The organism is Phycisphaerae bacterium, from assembly GCA_041652575.1.
GTDB lineage: Bacteria > Planctomycetota > Phycisphaerae > Sedimentisphaerales > UBA12454 > UBA12454.
Genome location: JBAZHC010000014.1, coordinates 54302 through 69777 on the forward strand (window position 1 = coordinate 54302; position 15476 = coordinate 69777).

At 45.6% G+C, this 15476-nt stretch carries 15 protein-coding genes and 1 tRNA gene; 9 read left to right on the forward strand and 7 right to left on the reverse strand.

Going from position 1 to position 15476, the window contains the following annotated elements; genetic code table 11:
* Window positions 1-229: 229 nt before the first annotated feature.
* Genes WC496_10330 through WC496_10340 form a run of 3 tightly spaced genes read left to right on the forward strand, consistent with a single transcriptional unit; the run spans window position 230 to window position 2756 of the window.
* Window positions 230-811 (forward strand): hypothetical protein, encoded by a 582-nt coding sequence (locus tag WC496_10330; GenBank protein ID MFA5293417.1) that lies wholly within the window; start codon window positions 230-232, stop codon window positions 809-811.
* On the forward strand, window positions 811-1794 hold the full coding sequence (gene galE, locus WC496_10335) for a UDP-glucose 4-epimerase GalE (protein MFA5293418.1): 984 nt from the start codon (window positions 811-813) through the stop codon (window positions 1792-1794). The genes WC496_10330 and galE overlap by 1 nt, the downstream gene beginning before the upstream one ends.
* A 5-nt stretch (window positions 1795-1799) precedes the next feature.
* Entirely contained in the window at window positions 1800-2756 is a 957-nt protein-coding gene (locus tag WC496_10340; GenBank protein MFA5293419.1) for an ROK family protein, read from the forward strand.
* Here WC496_10340 and WC496_10345 read toward each other — a convergent pair.
* From WC496_10345 to WC496_10355, 3 genes are all read right to left on the reverse strand, one after another.
* Window positions 2751-3323 (reverse strand): hypothetical protein, encoded by a 573-nt coding sequence (locus tag WC496_10345; GenBank protein ID MFA5293420.1) that lies wholly within the window; start codon window positions 3321-3323, stop codon window positions 2751-2753. The two genes, WC496_10340 and WC496_10345, sit on opposite strands and share 6 nt — an antisense overlap.
* On the reverse strand, window positions 3316-3600 hold the full coding sequence (locus WC496_10350) for a hypothetical protein (GenBank protein MFA5293421.1): 285 nt from the start codon (window positions 3598-3600) through the stop codon (window positions 3316-3318). Before WC496_10350 ends, WC496_10345 begins: the two co-directional genes overlap by 8 nt.
* Window positions 3576-3647, reverse strand: a tRNA-Thr gene (locus WC496_10355). The genes WC496_10350 and WC496_10355 overlap by 25 nt, the downstream gene beginning before the upstream one ends.
* A gap of 230 nt (window positions 3648-3877) precedes the next feature.
* Here WC496_10355 and WC496_10360 point away from each other — a divergent pair.
* The 3 genes from WC496_10360 (at window position 3878) to gnd (ending at window position 7761) form a co-directional block, all read left to right on the forward strand.
* Entirely contained in the window at window positions 3878-5152 is a 1275-nt protein-coding gene (locus tag WC496_10360; protein MFA5293422.1) for a lactate racemase domain-containing protein, read from the forward strand.
* Window positions 5153-5167: 15 nt separating this feature from the next.
* Window positions 5168-6241 (forward strand): sugar kinase, encoded by a 1074-nt coding sequence (locus WC496_10365; protein MFA5293423.1) that lies wholly within the window; start codon window positions 5168-5170, stop codon window positions 6239-6241.
* Between the two features lie 68 nt (window positions 6242-6309).
* A complete protein-coding gene (gnd, locus tag WC496_10370) occupies window positions 6310-7761 on the forward strand; it encodes a decarboxylating NADP(+)-dependent phosphogluconate dehydrogenase (protein ID MFA5293424.1) in 1452 nt (483 codons plus the stop codon).
* Between the two features lie 207 nt (window positions 7762-7968).
* Here the strand turns inward: gnd and purH are convergent, their stop codons facing one another.
* Genes purH through WC496_10390 form a run of 4 tightly spaced genes read right to left on the reverse strand, consistent with a single transcriptional unit; the run spans window position 7969 to window position 12927 of the window.
* On the reverse strand, window positions 7969-9579 hold the full coding sequence (gene purH / locus WC496_10375) for a bifunctional phosphoribosylaminoimidazolecarboxamide formyltransferase/IMP cyclohydrolase (GenBank protein ID MFA5293425.1): 1611 nt from the start codon (window positions 9577-9579) through the stop codon (window positions 7969-7971).
* Window positions 9580-9610: 31 nt separating this feature from the next.
* The gene (locus tag WC496_10380; protein ID MFA5293426.1) at window positions 9611-10684 is read right to left on the reverse strand and encodes a PQQ-binding-like beta-propeller repeat protein; all 1074 of its coding nucleotides are present in this window, start codon (window positions 10682-10684) and stop codon (window positions 9611-9613) included.
* A gap of 37 nt (window positions 10685-10721) precedes the next feature.
* Complete coding sequence (locus WC496_10385; GenBank protein MFA5293427.1) at window positions 10722-11177, reverse strand: hypothetical protein; 456 nt, start codon at window positions 11175-11177, stop codon at window positions 10722-10724.
* Window positions 11158-12927: a HEAT repeat domain-containing protein gene (locus WC496_10390; GenBank protein ID MFA5293428.1), complete on the reverse strand. Its 1770-nt coding sequence runs from the start codon at window positions 12925-12927 to the stop codon at window positions 11158-11160. Before WC496_10390 ends, WC496_10385 begins: the two co-directional genes overlap by 20 nt.
* 376 nt (window positions 12928-13303) lie before the next feature.
* Between WC496_10390 and WC496_10395 the strand changes: the two genes are divergently transcribed.
* Genes WC496_10395 through WC496_10405 form a run of 3 tightly spaced genes read left to right on the forward strand, consistent with a single transcriptional unit; the run spans window position 13304 to window position 15390 of the window.
* Entirely contained in the window at window positions 13304-14704 is a 1401-nt protein-coding gene (locus WC496_10395; GenBank protein MFA5293429.1) for a GspE/PulE family protein, read from the forward strand.
* A gap of 8 nt (window positions 14705-14712) precedes the next feature.
* Complete coding sequence (locus WC496_10400) at window positions 14713-14880, forward strand: hypothetical protein (protein ID MFA5293430.1); 168 nt, start codon at window positions 14713-14715, stop codon at window positions 14878-14880.
* Window positions 14881-14907: 27 nt separating this feature from the next.
* A complete protein-coding gene (locus tag WC496_10405) occupies window positions 14908-15390 on the forward strand; it encodes a hypothetical protein (protein ID MFA5293431.1) in 483 nt (160 codons plus the stop codon).
* The last annotated feature ends 86 nt before the right edge of the window (window positions 15391-15476 follow it).

Here is a 15476-nt window from a genome sequence, read left to right on the forward strand (position 1 = left end):
ATCCGATCAAACCACGGTGCCCAGGCAGGGGCGAATATGCTATACTATTCGTCTTATGGCGGAAATAAAGTTTAAAATTATATCCTGCCGTAATTTTTACACGACTTAATTTGTCATACTTACCACGACTCGCCCGGGACAAGCCTGTGGTTTATGTTAAAAATTCATCTTGAGAGTCTGCAATTTACAGTTTATAATCTTCTAACTTATATATTTAAAGGGATTGACAATGGTAAAGCAAGTTATTATCTGGACGCTATTTACGGTAATTTGTTTATTTTGCGGCTGTACCGAAAAACAGACGATAGCACCTGAGCCCAAATGTTTGTCCGGCATCAATACGGATTCGGCTATGAAGGCGGCCGAGCGTGTTCTCATCGGTATGAATTTTGTTATAGATAAGGCCGATGCCAACCTCGCTGTAATGACGACAAAACCGCTGACAGGTGGACAATTTTTCGAGCTTTGGCGCAGGGACAATGTCGGTGGCTACAACAATGCTGTATCCAATCTTCACAGCATTCAGCGGACTGTTGAGCTTGATTTTAATGGCAAGCAGGCACAGGTCTGTATCGGCTGTACTGTTAAAGTTGAAAGACTTTCAATCCCCGAAAAGGAAATCGACAGCACCGCAAGGGCATACAGTATGTTCTCAAGAAGCAGCGGAACAAGGCAAAGCCTGTCTCTTAATGCCAAACAGGAAAAAAATATGGACTGGGTTGATATCGGCAGAGATAACCGGCTCGAAGCTGTCATCCTGAATAAAATTGATAAGGAAATTTCAAAAGCTGCAACGAAAGGTAAAAAGTAATGAACGTTCTGGTTTGCGGAGGAGCAGGATATATCGGCAGTAATATGACGGCTACGCTCGCGTTACAGGGGCATAAGCCGATTGTCTTTGATAATCTAAGCAAGGGACACAGGGATGCTGTAAAAGGGCAGGAACTGATTGAAGGCGACCTGGCCGATTTTGACCTTCTCGTAAAAGTTCTTAAAGAGAAAAAAATCGAAGCGGTGATGCACTTTGCCGCGTTTATCGAAGTCGGCGAATCGTGCGAAAAGCCGCTCGAATATTATCGAAATAATTTCAGCAACACGCGCGCGCTTTTGGCTGCAATGGAGAATGCCGGCGTACAGAAATTTGTATTCAGCAGCACAGCAGCGACTTATGGAATGCCGAAAACCGTTCCAATCACCGAAGACCTGCCGAAAGAGCCTATCAATCCTTACGGCGAAAGCAAATGGGCGGTCGAACGGATGTGCCATTTCCAGAGCCTGACGGGAAGATTGAATTACGCGGCGCTGAGATATTTCAACGCCTGCGGCGCAGGCGGAAACGGCACTATCGGCGAAGACCATAAACCGGAGTCTCATCTTATCCCGCTGATAATTGCCGCGGCGATGGGCAAAAGAGCGGATATAAAAGTTTTCGGCACGGATTATCCTACGCCGGACGGAACCTGCGTAAGAGATTATATCCATATCGAGGATTTATGTTCGGCTCATCTTCTCGCACTTGAAAAGCTCGATAAAAATTCCGAGCTGGTTTACAATCTCGGCAACGGCAAAGGATATTCCGTCAGAGAGGTCATCGAGACGGTTAAAAAAGTTACCGGTAAAGATTTCAAAGTTACGGAAGTCGCACGCAGGGCCGGCGACCCGCCTGTTTTGACTGCTAACGCCGCAAAAGCCGTAAAAGAGCTTGGCTGGAAGTTAAAATATCCGCAGCTTGAAAAAATAGTCGAAACTGCATGGTTATGGCACAGTAAAAATCCGGAAGGTTATAAAAAATAACAAATATGACTGACTACATAGGTATAGATTTCGGCGGCACAAACGTCAAGATGGGATGCTTTTCCAATGATATGAAAATGTTATGGAAAATATCCATACCGACCGATGCCGATATGGGACCGGATGTCGTGATTGACAGAATGGTTGCGGCAATAAAAGAAACAGCAGGCAAAAAAAATACTCCTTTGGAAGCAATCAAGGCTATCGGTATCGGCGCTCCCGGCCCTGCAAAATATACACAGGGTATTATTATCCGCTGCGCTAACCTGCCTAAATTTACGAATGTGCCGATAAGCAAAATGTTAAGCGATAAGCTCGGCAAACCGGTTATTTTTGATAATGACGCCAATGTCGCCTGCCTGGGCGAATTCGTCGCAGGTGCCGGGAAAAACATAAAAAATATGGTTTTCTTCACTCTCGGAACTGGTATAGGCAGCGGAATTATATCCGACGGCAAACTGCTCCACGGCAGCGGAGACAATGCCGCAGAGTTGGGGCATACTATAGTTAATATTAATGGCAGACAATGTAACTGCGGCCAAAAAGGCTGCGCGGAGGCTTACGCGTCCGCTTCGCATACAGCTTTAAGAGCATCTGAGGCAATAAAGGCGGGCGAAGAATCAAGTCTTAAAGATGTACTGAAAAAAACCGGCAAAATCACATGCAAGGATGTCTTTGAATATTCCGCCAAAGGCGATAAACTCGCTAAACGAATAACCGAAGAAACTGCTGAAGTTTTAGGCGTGCTTTGTGTCAATGCCCTGCACTGCAGCGAGCCGGAGAGAATCGTTTTTGCCGGTGGGATGATTGCGGCAGGGGAGCCGCTGCTGGAGAGGATTAAATTTTATTTTAATAAACACATCTGGAAAATCAAAAAAGAGGATACAGTTGAAATTTGCTTTGCGACGATTGGCGAAGACGCCGGCATTATCGGTGCCGCAGCTTTGGCAAAAGATTTATGATTCCATAATTGCTTTTTGGAGCAGGTCGTTTAAGCCCAGCTTTTTTGCCCAATTCTTTAAGTAATCGAAATCGAGGGAATTTTTCTGAATGGATAAAACGCCTAAAACATCTGTCCACTGACGTTCAGAATTACAGCCCGATTGCCTATACCAGTCCAACTTGAGCAGGATTATATCCTCTGGCGATACAAACGATACTTCCTTGGCGATATTGCCTAATTTCAATTTTCTGCTGCGAGAAAACATCTGCCTGTAAAATTCCTTCTCCGGCCGAACAAAAATATCTATTTTAAAGGCAGTTGCCAAATGTATGATATTAAAGCTGATCTTGCTCTGCAAGGCCTGATTCATTGCTTCCTTACTGACATAAAAATCATTTTTCAGTGCCTCAATAAATTTGTCGCAAATCGGTCCAAAAGGCTCAACTGTAATATCGGCATCCTGTGTGAACCTCGCAGTGCCGTAAGTCGAGCTTGCCATAGAGCCGCCGATAACATAAGCAATGTTCATATTGTCAAGAACATTGAGTAATTTCTCCAGAACAGCGATATCCTGCGGATTATTCATTTTTGCCGCCATAGACTTTATTGTATAATTCCTCGCCCAAGTGGCGTTTTGCCCAGATATGCCAGACCTGCTTCTCATCTGCATTGGGGTACTGCATTCTAATGCCTGTCATTGAGAGGATTTGTCCTGTGCGAATTGCATCGAAAATTAATTCGATTTTTTCCGCAGAGCTCATTTTGCGGTACAACTCGTATTGAATTTCGAGAACCTCTCTCGATGTATCAGTTTGTATTTTATGCGGTTCGGCCATAAAGCCGGTGGTGGGATTCGAACCCAAAACCTCGGCTTTACGAAAGCCGCGCTCTACCGTTGAGCTACACCGGCACAAATCAAGCATCTCGTTATTCGTGAAGCGTGAAGCGAAATACGAGATACGATGAATAATAACTAATCGGTCAATTATTGTAAAGCAAAGACTCCGAAACCGGCTTTGCCGGTAAAATAATATAATGTTCTTGAAAATTTTATGGAATTGTGCTATAAAATTTGGTACAATAAATGAACCAATTTTTAAATTTTATAATTACTTACAAACAAAGGACTTGCGATAGATTATGCTGTTTTGCGGCAAAGGAAATCCACAAATAAACTTGAGTGCCGACGACCTGAAAGCCGGTCTGTTTTCAGCACTTAAAAAGCTCGGCAGCCGTAAAAAAGTTCTCGTTATCGGCCCCGACATTACACGAATGTATTCGCGGGCGGGCGAGCTTACCTATATGTCGTACCAGTATTACGGCGACAGGCTGACCGATATTCTGCCTGCACTGGGAACGCACGTTCCGATGACCGAAGAAGAAATAAAAAAAATGTACGGCCAGACGCCGGTAAGTCTTTTCAGGAATCATAACTGGCGGACGGACATTGTTACGCTCGGGCAGGTGCCCGGCGATTTCGTAAAAAAAGTAACCGACGGCAAACTGGATTATGACTGGCCCGCGCAAGTGAACAGGCTGCTTGTCGAAGGCGGCTTTGATTTGATTCTGTCAATCGGCCAGGTTGTGCCGCACGAGGTCGCGGGTATGGCCAACTACAACAAAAATATTTTCGTCGGAACAGGCGGGCAGGAAGGCATAAACAGAAGTCATTTCATCGGCGCCGTCTGCAATATGGAAAAAATTATGGGCAGGGCGGATAATCCTGTTCGCAAGGTTTTGAATTATGCATCGGAGCATTTCGCCAAACACCTGCCGATAGTTTATGTTCAGACAGTACTTGCACCGGATGAAAACAGAAAGATGCAGACAAGGGGACTTTTCATCGGTGACGATATCGAGTGTTTCAACAAGGCCTGCGAGCTTTGTCTGAAGGTTAATTTTACCATGCTCGATGAGCCTATAAAGAAAGCGGTTGTATATCTCGACCCGCACGAATATAAAAGCACCTGGCTTGGAAACAAAAGCATTTATCGAACGAGAATGGCAATGGCTGATAATGGCCGCCTGATTGTTTTGGCGCCGGGAGTCGCGGAATTCGGCGAAGACAGGCAGATAGATACGCTTATCAGAAAATACGGCTATGTCGGCACGGAAAAAGTGCTTAAATTTGTCAAGGAAAATGATGATTTAAAAGCGAATCTAAGCGCAGCCGCTCATCTTATTCACGGTTCGAGCGAAGGCAGATTCAAAATAACTTATTGCCCGGGAAAATTAACGAGGAAGGAAATCGAATCGGTTAATTTCGAATACGGCGACCTTTCCGAAATGAGGGACCTTTATAATCCCGACAATCTTCAAAATGGTATAAATACTATGCCGGATGGAGAAGAAATATTTTTCATTTCCAATCCGGGTCTGGGCCTTTGGGCGTATAAAAACAGATTTAGTCGATAAATAAGGAGCAAAAAAATGCCAAAAACAGAAACGCATAAATATGCTTTACTCGTTCCGACCAGTATGGGTATTCGGTTAACTCCTGTTAATTCTCAGCCTTTTCATTGCAGCGATACCTTTAAAATGCAGGCAACCAGCGCAGAAAGTAATGTAGCGTCTGTTTCTTCGTATCTTGGTATGCCGGTCAAAATTTTGACGGCATTTGTTAAAGGCAGTCCTGTTTCGCATTTTATAAAGGACAATCTAAATAGTCGTCGAATGGATTTTGAAGGCCGTGAATTTGGGCAGGGCGGCCCGTGGGGTTATCGCCATCAAATTAATATGGCTGACAGCGGCTGGGGTACACGCGGGCCGAGAGTTCATAATGACCGGGCTGGTGAAGTTGGAAGAGAACTTAGCGCCGAAGATTTTGATTTTGAGAGAATTTTTGCAAAGGAAGGTGCAAAGATTGTACATCTTTCCGGTTTAATTGCCGCGTTGTCGCCGAAGACGAGTAAATTTTGTCTTGATATTGCGAGAATTGCCAAGAAAAATGGTTCGTTAATATCATTTGACCTCAATCATAGAGCAAGTTTCTGGAAGGATAGAGAAAAAGAGCTTTCAGAAATATTTGCTGAAATTGCATCCCTCAGCGATATACTGATTGGTAATGAAGAAGATTTTCAGTTATGTCTCGGCGTAGAAGGTCCCCAGACCGGCGGCAAAGGGCTTGAAGATAAAATAGACGGCTTTAAAGAGATGATTAGCAGGGTGCAAAAGGCTTATCCGAATGCTACTTATTTTGGAACAACGCTTCGTGAGGTTATCTCGGCCAATAGTCATATGTGGGGTGCACTGGTGACAGACAAAAAGAATTGGGAAATTATTAAGCCGCGTCAGATAGGTGTTCTTGACCGTATTGGCGGCGGTGATGGTTTTGTCGGCGGTTTGCTTTACGGCATACTCAGGGGCTGGGATGTGACAAAATGTGCCAGGTTCGGCTGGGCAACAGGAGCTCTTGCAGCTACGATGCTTACCGACTATGCCCAGCCTGCTGACGAAGAACAGGTGTGGAGTATATGGGAAGGTAACGCAAGAGTTAAGCGATAATACCTTTGAGATTAGAAATTGTGAGTTTTACAAAAATCTTTTTTTATTAAAATACGGAGAACAAAAAAATGTCGAAAGCGGATATTGGTTTAATTGGTCTTGCGGTAATGGGTGAAAATCTTATCCTTAATATGGAAAGCAAAGGTTTTACCGTTGCATGTTTTAATCGTACTGTTTCGAAGGTCGATAACTTTATGAACGACAGAGCGAAGGGCAAAAACATAATCGGCTGTCATTCAATCGAGGAGCTTTGCGCAAATCTTAAAACGCCGCGAAAAGTTATGCTGATGGTCAAAGCAGGCCAGGCGGTGGATGATTTTATCGAACTGGTACTGCCGCACCTTGAAAACGGAGACATCATTATAGACGGCGGAAACAGCCATTTCCCCGATACCACACGCAGAACAAAATATGTCGAGAGCAAAGGCAAACTTTACATTGGCACCGGCGTTTCCGGCGGCGAAGAAGGCGCTTTGACGGGGCCATCGATTATGCCCGGCGGTTCGCCTGCTGCGTGGCCGGCGGTGAAACCGATCTTCCAGAAAATTTCAGCTCACACTGAAACCGGCGAACCATGCTGCGACTGGGTCGGCGAAAACGGCGCAGGCCATTTCGTGAAAATGGTTCACAACGGCATCGAATACGGCGATATGCAGATGATTTGCGAAACATACCAGATGATGAAGCAGGGTCTTGGTATGAGCAACGATGAAATGCACAACGTTCTTGCCGAGTGGAACAAGGGCGAGCTTGATTCATACTTAATAGAAATTACCCGCGACATTCTCGGCTATAAAGACGAGCAGGGCAAAGAAGTTGTTGACCTGATTCTCGATAGGGCAGGCCAAAAAGGAACCGGCAAATGGACGGCGATTGCCGCTCTCGATGCCGGCCAGCCGTTGACGCTTATAGGCGAAGCGGTTTTCGCAAGGTGCCTCTCGGCGATGAAAGATGAACGCGTTGAAGCGTCAAAAATACTCGCAGGCCCAAATAAGCCGTTCAAAGGCGACAAGGCGAAAATGATTGACGATTTACGCAAAGCTCTCTACGCGGCGAAAATCGTAAGTTACGCGCAGGGTTATCAGCTTATGCGTGCGGTCGCCAAAGAATCCGGCTGGAATCTCAACTACGGCGGTATCGCTCTTATGTGGCGTGGCGGCTGTATTATTCGTTCGGCATTTCTGGGCAAGATTAAGGCCGCGTTCAAGAAAAATCCGGCTCTTGTCAATCTGCTGCTCGACCCGTTCTTCAAGAGCGCAGTAAAGAAATCGCAGGGTTCATGGAGAAGAGTCATACGAGCCGCTGTTGACCTTGGCATTCCAATGCCTGCTGTAGGTGCGGCACTGTCTTATTATGACGGTTATAGGGCTGAAAGACTGCCGGCAAATCTCCTGCAGGCTCAGCGCGATTATTTCGGCGCTCATACTTATGAGCGAGTCGATAAACCACGCGGTCAGGTATTCCATACGAATTGGACCGGCCGCGGCGGCACTACCAGCGCTTCGACTTATATTGCGTAAAACGTCATTTCGAGCGAAGTCGTTGGAGCGGAGCAGAAACCCTCGCAGAGGGAAAAATCTAAAAAATAAAAACCCGCATTCGGCAATTCCGGATGCGGGCTTTTTTATTGTTTTGTCATTGCAAGCAGCTCGTCCTCCGTAGCCCCTGCCCTGCATAGCATATAGTGCGGCGTAGGGTTAGCGAAGGAGGAAGCGAAGCAATCTCGTTTAGTGTTTGAAATGTCTTTTTCCTGTAAAGACCATAGCGATGCCGTATTTATCCGCCGCTGCGATAACTTCGTCATCTTTCTTTGACCCGCCGGGCTGGATTATACAGGCAACTCCGTGCTTTGCGGCCTGGTCGATATTATCAGGGAATGGGAAGAACGCATCGCTGCCCATCGCACAGCCTTTCGGGTCCTCGGCTGAATTTTTGAAAGCGATAAAGCCGGACTCGACACGGTTCATCTGTCCTGCGCCGACGCCGATAAGTCTTCTGTCTTTTACGAGCGTAATTGTATTGCTCTTTACGTGCTTTGCGCAAATCCATGCGATTCGCAAATCTTCAAGCTGTTCCTTGTTCGGTTTTACCTTTGTCGGATAGGTCAGCAGGGCGGGTTCCCAGCCGATAAGGTCTCTGTCCTGCAGCAGCATACCGCCGACGATGCAGCGGACATCGAATTCGCCGCAGTTGATTTTTGCCCTGTCGATTGCCGATGTTGACATAAGCCTCACGCGTTTGCCCCATGGCTTGAGAGTCCTGATTGTTTCAAGTGCGTCGTCGTCGAATCCCGGCGCGATTATAACTTCGGCGAAGAATCCGGCAGCACCTTTTGCTTTGCCGAACCGTGAATAAGATTCCATTACCGTCGTGGCAAGGTTCTTATCGACCTTTCTGTTCAGAGCGATAATTCCACCGAATGCGCTTGTAACATCTGTTTCGTAAGCTTTTTGATATGCCTTGTGAATATCGTCATCGATTGCGCAGCCGCAGGGATTAAGATGTTTTACAACAATCGCCGCCGGCTCGGCGAATTCCTTTACAAGCTCGAATGCCGCATTAACATCGAGCAGATTATTGAAGCTTATCTGCGTTTCGTCTTCCATAATTTTCGCAGATGACACATTTACCTCTTCGTTTGCCGGAAGTTTATAAAACGCTCCGCTCTGATGAGGATTTTCGCCGTAACGCAGTTCCTTCACTTTTGACAGGGCGATGCTTATTCTTTCCGGATACCTTACGCCTGCCTGTTTATTGAGATATTTCGATATCGCGGCATCGTAACCTGCCGTCAGGCCGAACGCGATTCTTGCGAAATCGCTTCTCGTTTTTTCGCTTACGGAACCGCCGCTTGCCTTCATCTCCGCGATTACTTTTTCGTACTGGCAGGAGCTTGTAACTACCGTAACAAATTTATGATTTTTCGCAGCCGAACGAACCATGCTTGGGCCACCGATGTCTATATTTTCAATCGCGTCTTCGAATTTGCAGCCGGGTTTGGCGACAGTTTGTTCGAATGGATAAAGATTGATGCAGACCATATCAATCGGCTCGATGCCGTGCTTTTTCATCGCTGCCTGATGTTCGGTGTTATCGCGGATACTCAACAGCCCGCCGTGGATTTTCGGATGAAGTGTCTTTACTCTGCCGTCCATCATTTCAGGAAAGCCGGTCACCGAATCTATACTGACAACATTTACACCGGCGAGAGCAAGTGCCTTGGCTGTTCCGCCGGTACTGATGATTTTTACGCCCATTGCCGAAAGATTTTTTGCAAAATCGACAATACCTGCTTTATCCGATACGCTGATTAGTGCCGTCCTGACTTTCACATCCATTTGATTTTTCCTTCTCCTTAAGGTTATGGTTTTATTTTTTTATGGGCTTAATGCATGAAATGCTTTTGTCTTCCATGATATATATGCTCGAGTCGTATGTATTAACCGCAAAACTGGTTACGGAAGCGAAATTGATAGTATAAGTCTTTTTGGCCTGTTTATTGTCCATAACGGTACATATATTATTTTTGTCAAGGATATAAGCGGTATCGTTATCCTGTGCCAGTAAATCAAACCCGTCGGCTAAAAGCCATAATTGTTTTCCGCTGTTCGCGTCGATTGCGTAAAGACCTTTGCCCTGTGCGTATTGATAGACAACTGTTTCAGTCGCTCTTGCGGAAGTCAGAAGTGCGGAACCGGCATGGAATTCCCACATCTTCTCGCCGCTGCCGGCGCTAAGTTTATAAAGATTTGTGTCTTTGCCGCTTGCATAGAGCCAGTCGGAAATTCCGGTCAAAGGCGTCATAATCGCTCCAACCGCATCAAACTGCCATATACGTTTCGGTGTGGAAGTATCCATACATATTATATTACCGCCCTGGGTAGCGAAAAACACGGAGCGGTCGGTTGCGAGAACACTTGTAATAACTGATTTGTTGTCAGCGCTTGCCTTGAAATTTTCGTGTTCGCCATTAGGGTCCAGAACATGCAGCACTTTATCCATACCGGCCAGATAAAAATGTGATGCGTTCACTGCCGCCGGCGCAGATACTGAAAACGACATTTTTTTTCTGTAAAGCTCGGCGCCTTGCTGCAGGCCAATCGCGACAAGATTATTTGCAGCGACTATATAGACGGTATTGTTGTAAACCGTCGGCTCTGAAACAGGCAGGTTCTTTATTGCGACAGGAATACCGAAATGCAGTTGGCCCGTGTTCCTGTCCAGACAGAACAAATAATTGCTGTCGGTTAAAATGTATAAATAATCGCCGATGACGGTTATTTTCTGAATCTTCTCTTTCGGATTCAGCGAGACGGCATTTTGCCAGACAGTTGCGAGCTTTGCCTGGCCAAGCAGTTGTTCACTTATAGCCGCGCCGGAGTTTGATGGCAGAACTGTTAAAAAAACAAAAGTAAGCAGTACAGTTAAATAAAGATTTCTCAACGTCTTTCTCCATGAAAATTAGACAGCACCGGGACAATTATTCTACGGAATTAACATATTCACAAAGGTCTACGCCAAATCGCTTTTCAAACAGTTTCATCTGTTCGATTCTTTCTATGTCGTCGTTAATGCGGTTTGCCAGTTTAAATATGTAAGGCTTGCCTTCCAGGCGGTTCTTCAAATCCTGATACATCGGTTCCCATTTACCGCCGTAAAGCTGACTTTTAAGAACTATCAGCATTTTATGTTCGGTCGAAAGACCCTTGACGAAATCCGCCACTGCGTTTTTACGTTTTTTCTCGTCAATTTTACCGGTTTTTTCGGTAATTTTAGCCATAGCATTCTGCGTTTTCCGTTTATCGGTTGCGATGCTCGTTTCGTATATCGTCTTACGGTTGCGTCTGGTTTCCGACGCTATTACGATAAACGTAACCGATACGAGCGTCGTAACCGAAACCGTTTCACGTAAAATTCTACATTCTCGCCTGGTCAAGAATCAGGTCTTTAACCCTTCTGCTCGGCAGGTTCAACGCTCCAAATGCCGTAGCAGCGGACGACCGCAGCTCCTGGTTAATTTCCCGTGATTCCACGATTTTATAAATCTGGTCTATCTGGCTGTCGAGCAGCAGGTTGGCGTTCACTTTTGCTGATATCGTCAGAGAATCAAAGCTCGAAATTCTTATCTCAATCGAATGTTCCTCTTTCAGTGCCGAATCAGCGATAGCCCTTTGTGCGTCTGGACTCGATATATATGCCAGTATCTGACAGGAAACGATTTTTATTTCATCTCGTGTATCTTCTGTCGCCTTTACGAGTGCATCCAGTGCGCCGGCCAGGTTGATCACAGTATTTCGTGTCTCAGCCAGTTTCAGCATTGCCTGGGCTGACCGAATCGCATAGTTATCAGCCGTTTCTTTCGGCCAGTTCGCGTCAGCCTGTGAGGTAATCGCTCCGACCAGACCATTAACGACCAGTTCGCTTTCAGCGAATTTCTCGGCCGGTTCCGCCATTGCCAGTGCTATCGCGGCACTGTACCTGACGGATCTGTCGTTGAAAGATAAGGCTTCGATGAGCGGCTGTGAAGTTTTCAGTCTGAACATAAGCGATTTCTCGCCGGCATTCTTGGCCAAAGCTTCGACTGTGCCAAGGGCTATAACACTGTCGTTGTCCTTTACCGCCCGCTCAAGAGCTTCGTGAAGATATTCCGGCCCTGCGGTTGTCGCATAAGTCATCGCATCGGCATGACCCTGGCCGAAATATTCAGGATATTCGATGCTCTTGCCATCCATCCGGAAAAATGATGCCAGCCATAACGAGATGGCTTTTCCAAAATCCTTATCGGCTCGCAATGACCATTCGCAGAGGCGCATTGTCATAAGCTCATGAAAACATATCTTTTTTACTGCCTGACGTGTCAATCTGGCGTTCTGTTTGTCCCAGAACCATATATTTACACTGTTTCCTTCGTCAACAGGTGCAAGGGACTGGGCCTTGTAATAGTAATTTTCCGCTATTGCAAAGAACAGCTCTGCCGCGCTTTTACCGGCACTGGCAGAATCGATTTGATTTATAGACTCAACCGCGAGATTTCTAAGCTGTTCAGAATTATCGTTTTCGGCAATATACTTAAGATATCCGAGCGCCTCAGGATATCCGATTTTACCGAGAGCCTTTATAACTTCTCCTTTTACTACCACGCTGTCCATCGCCAGTGATGCCGTCAGAGGTCTTACAGCGGCCCTTCCCATTTCGGGCAGGGCAGTGGTAATATTGACAAATTCCTCTTTCCTCTGTTCGTCCGCCATCGCGTCGAGCATATATGGTATTGCGTATTCGCCGGCGTTGCGGAGTCTTTCTATAGCGGTGTATTTGCCGCGAACGGTACCGCTTAGCCTTTTGATTTCCTCTGTTATGATTTCAGGGTCGGTGCGGCGAATCATTCGGCCGCTTTCGATAATATCGAGAATCTTCGCCGCAAGGGGGGCAAGTTCGGGATTGTCTGCCTGAACACGCACAAGAATTGCATAGCCTCGCGGATTATCTTCGCTTAACTGGAGCAGTTTTAGCGGGTCGGGATTGTTACTGTCAATAATCTTCTGTGCAAAACCCGCTGCAAGGTCGAATCGGCCTATTACCGTATAATGTAAAAAATCATTCCAATCATCTTCGAGCGATTGACCCTTCACAATAAGCGGATTAAGTAAAATACATAGTCCAAAAAACACCAAAAAACTTTTACTCATCTGTAAATCTCCAAACCTATGCTGCACCTGCTCATAAGGCGCCAAAAACAAACAGACAATAAAGACCATTAAAGAACCATTTCTAATATAACCGATTATAAATTATAAGACTTAACTGTCAATAAAAAAGCCTCTTATACGGTAGTCATTTGGCTTTTTTTGTTGCACTATCTTGTCTTGTTTATTAGGATTAACGAGAATTTAACTTTGTGAGGAGTGACAAAGTTTGGGACTACTTGCTGTGACAGGATTGTTGTTTAGCCCGATCAAGGTGATATTCCTTGTTTTCTGGTTCTATTTATGTATGTATTTGATTCAGCGCCTCGAGTTTAGCCCACTCATCAGCAACCGTTTGAAAGTATGGACAAACGTATTAATGCTGGTTGCAGCACCGGTTGTACTGCTCTTGGCCTTTGCCTGGGCTGTCTTTAAGAAAGTAGAGCAAACCGGGGCCACGATTTCTGAAGCGGCAGTTGCTACTTTTGGCCACGCCATACAGGCCATTAAGCGTACAAAAATTGCAGGTGCAAGGGGCAGTTCTTCAATCATACTTCTCGACCCTTCCGGCAAGAGTATTAATGAGGTTTACGGCAGCAAATCTGATGATAAAAATAATGATGCAAAACAGATAGTTGCCGTTGCCGAACGCCTGATAGGCGATGCTGTGAATATGCTGGCCAGTGATATACTTATCAACCCGGCCGAAAATCTTGAATATGACATAAGATTCAGAATTGACGGCGTATTGAGTCCTTATAAGAAAATTGATTCCAGTGTCTGCGGTGCCGTGGTCAACAGCATAAAAGCGATTTCGGGAATGGACATATCGGAAAAACGCCGGCCGCAGGACGGCGCTTTTGTCGCCAAGGTGCCTGACGGTACGGTATCATTTCGTGTCGCAAGCGCAGGCATATTGCACGGCGAAAAACTTTCTATAAGGGTATTGAACCAGAAGCTCGCGCCTCAGACTCTGCCTGAAATCGGAATGGATGAACATACCTGTCAGATTGTAAGGAATGTTTTAGCCAAAGAGTCCGGAATGATACTTATTTGCGGTCCGACAGGCAGCGGCAAAAGCACTACGCTTTACGCGATGCTACGGGAGATAGATTTTTACACGAGAAATGTGATTACGATTGAGGACCCGGTCGAATATGTACTGGCAGGTGCAGGCCAGATTGAAGTAAACCCAAAAGCGGATATTACCTTCGCAAAAGCGCTTCGAAGCATATTAAGACAGGACCCGGATGTGATTTGCATCGGTGAAATTCGTGATGAGGAAACGGCGTCGATTGCCTTGAAGGCGTCTCAGACAGGCCATATGGTTTTGGCTACTTTGCACAGCAGCAGCAATAATGCTTCACTGGTACGTCTTCTTGACCTCGGTATCAGTCCTTTGCTGATGGCATCAGGTCTTGACCTTGTAATTTCGCAGAGGCTTGTCAGGAAACTTTGTAATAACTGCAAAACAACCGCCAGGCTGAGTGACACACAAATAAAAACTTTGCAGCAGAGAGGTATCGATCCTTCCACAATATACGACCCGGTCGGCTGCGGCAAATGCAGCAATACCGGCTTTAAGGGAAGAATCGGAGTTTTTGACGTTATGGTTATTAATAACGAAATCAAAAATAAGATTTCGATGGGCCAGATTACCGTTGCAAGCAGTATGAAAGATGACGAGCATATGAAATCCAACCTGCAGAAACAGGCGATGAAACACGCTATGAACGGTATTGTATCTATCGATGAGGCTAAAAAAGTGACGTCTAATTAAGGCTGAATATGACAGGAATAATTTCATTAATAGTTGCGGCTTTGTTCGGGCTTTGGGGATATAAAAAACGGCTTTTCCCTGCCTGGTCATTTGCGTTTAACGTTATTATTGCTGTTTATCTCGGCGTTATGCTGACCCCGAATATCCTTGAATCGGCGGGGGGGCTGCTTGATTAGCTCGGCTCGTACGCCAACGTTACGGCTATGGTTGTATTGGCGGTTCTTTACTTTGTTATTGCCCAGTCTTTAAGTACCATTTACCTGACGGGCACTTATTGCATATCATTTCACAAAATGGTCGATAACGGAGGCGGAGTAATTTTAGGCTTTGCCGGCGGATTGCTAATCGCCAATTTCGTCCTTTTTTCCATAGCGGCATCGCCTTTGAAGGAGATTTCTTCAATTTCAAAATGCCTGCCGGCCGGTATGGAAAAATCATCCGGCAAACATGTTATCAATGCCTGCCGATTTGTTTCCGGTTGTTCATTACAATACGGCGATAAAAACATAGCGAAAGCTATTGAGATTATCAGCAGAACTGCATGTACAAATCAGCCACAGCCGAAAATAGTCGTACCGAAAATAGTTGCGCCGAAGCCTAAATTGCCTGATTCAAACCAGACATCGCCATCCATAAAGAAAACTATCATAAAAGATAATGATGCAATTTTTGAGTTGAAGAAATAAACATTAGGGCAGATTTAATCCTTTATCGATTTATAACCTGATTTTTCGCCCCCTATCGATAGTCCTATAATATATGTTATGTTTCA

What these genes read in the sequence shown, in the direction of transcription:
- WC496_10330 (MFA5293417.1), top strand. Translation starts at nt 230, where the DNA reads ATGGTAAAGCAAGTTATTATCTGGACGCTATTTACGGTAATTTGTTTA.
- galE (MFA5293418.1), top strand. Translation starts at nt 811, where the DNA reads ATGAACGTTCTGGTTTGCGGAGGAGCAGGATATATCGGCAGTAATATG.
- WC496_10340 (MFA5293419.1), top strand. Translation starts at nt 1,800, where the DNA reads ATGACTGACTACATAGGTATAGATTTCGGCGGCACAAACGTCAAGATG.
- WC496_10345 (MFA5293420.1), bottom strand. Translation starts at nt 3,323, where the DNA reads ATGAATAATCCGCAGGATATCGCTGTTCTGGAGAAATTACTCAATGTT.
- WC496_10360 (MFA5293422.1), top strand. Translation starts at nt 3,878, where the DNA reads ATGCTGTTTTGCGGCAAAGGAAATCCACAAATAAACTTGAGTGCCGAC.
- WC496_10365 (MFA5293423.1), top strand. Translation starts at nt 5,168, where the DNA reads ATGCCAAAAACAGAAACGCATAAATATGCTTTACTCGTTCCGACCAGT.
- gnd (MFA5293424.1), top strand. Translation starts at nt 6,310, where the DNA reads ATGTCGAAAGCGGATATTGGTTTAATTGGTCTTGCGGTAATGGGTGAA.
- purH (MFA5293425.1), bottom strand. Translation starts at nt 9,579, where the DNA reads ATGGATGTGAAAGTCAGGACGGCACTAATCAGCGTATCGGATAAAGCA.
- WC496_10390 (MFA5293428.1), bottom strand. Translation starts at nt 12,927, where the DNA reads ATGAGTAAAAGTTTTTTGGTGTTTTTTGGACTATGTATTTTACTTAAT.
- WC496_10395 (MFA5293429.1), top strand. Translation starts at nt 13,304, where the DNA reads ATGCTGGTTGCAGCACCGGTTGTACTGCTCTTGGCCTTTGCCTGGGCT.
- WC496_10400 (MFA5293430.1), top strand. Translation starts at nt 14,713, where the DNA reads ATGACAGGAATAATTTCATTAATAGTTGCGGCTTTGTTCGGGCTTTGG.
- WC496_10405 (MFA5293431.1), top strand. Translation starts at nt 14,908, where the DNA reads ATGGTTGTATTGGCGGTTCTTTACTTTGTTATTGCCCAGTCTTTAAGT.